The organism is Flavobacterium araucananum (genome assembly GCF_002222055.1).
GTDB classification, from domain to species: Bacteria; Bacteroidota; Bacteroidia; order Flavobacteriales; family Flavobacteriaceae; genus Flavobacterium; species Flavobacterium araucananum.
The window spans coordinates 1-1,224 of sequence record NZ_MUGS01000127.1 but is presented as its reverse complement, the minus strand read 5'-3'; the positions used below and the strand labels follow the sequence as shown (position 1 = coordinate 1,224).

Below are 1,224 nucleotides of genomic sequence, written 5' to 3'. Positions count from 1 at the left end.
ACTTCATCGTTTATTTGAATTTCTGTTTTTGCTCTCGTACTAATAAATTTTTCAATGTTTGCTTTTTTATTTTCATATTTACTTTTTACAATGTAAATATTTGGTTCCAATAAATTTAGGTTACCATTTTCTGAATTGAAGATTTCACTAAACCTATTTACTCTACCAATTAGATTTTTAAATTGTGATACAGATAAGTTTTTTATACCCTTTTTTGTTGACAACAGAAATATTTTCTCTGCTGGAATATTTACTCCTTCTAAAAGTGTTGAACTAGTTATTACAAATGACAAATCATCTCTTTTTGAAAAAATATTTTCTACATATAATCTAATTATTTCAGGCATTCCTCCGTGATGATATACAATGCCTTTTTTAATACATTCTATTAGATTATATAAAGGGTGAATAAAATCTGATATAGTTGTTGTGATTTCGCCTATTTCAATAGAATCAATTACATTACTATTTGCAAATTCAATTGCAAATTCTTCAATATGTTTTGGTCTATTTAAGTAAACAATATTCTTTCTTGATTTTTCACAGTTTAAAAGTTGAATAATGTTGTTATATGAAGTTTCTGTATTAATAAATTTATCAGTGAATTGTTCATAAATTTTTAAAATTGGGTTATCATCAATTAAGTTGCAAACAAAATATTTTTCGGTTTTAATAAATTCATCTGTTTTTTGTGATGTTATTTCATAATCTGATTGTTTTACTTTAAGGTTTTCTGGATTTGAAATAAAAGGAGAGAAGAAATTTAAAATTGTATTTCTATTTCTCTTTTTTAATATAATAATTGTTTGCGCTAATAAAATTGACCTTCCATCAGTTTCTTTATCTCCAAATAAATTATGAGCTTCATCTATTAAAGCTAAATCAAATTTTAAATTTATGTTTTGTTGAAGAAGTCTTAAAAGTCTTTCTTGCGTAAGTACAGCAACAAAATTTGTTTCTGTTCCTTTATACATTTCTGGATGCGTAATTATTCTTTGAAGTTCATTATTTATTGAATTTTCTAATAATCTTTTTTTTGTCTGTGCTAATAAAGCTTTACTTGGAACAATTACACATACTTTTTTATCCAGGTTTGAGAACACTTTGTTTACTATAATTTCAGATTTACCATATGAAGTAGGAGCAACTAAAACAACATTAGAATTATTTTGAGTTGAAGACTCAATGAGTTTTTTTTGTCCATTAGAAATATAATAATTTTTC

1 protein-coding gene is annotated in these 1,224 nt (G+C 24.3%); it reads right to left on the bottom strand.

Annotated elements, in window-relative coordinates; all coding sequences use genetic code 11:
- On the bottom strand, positions 1-1,224 hold a 1,224-nt coding region (locus B0A64_RS24765), incomplete at both ends, for a DEAD/DEAH box helicase (RefSeq protein WP_123875964.1).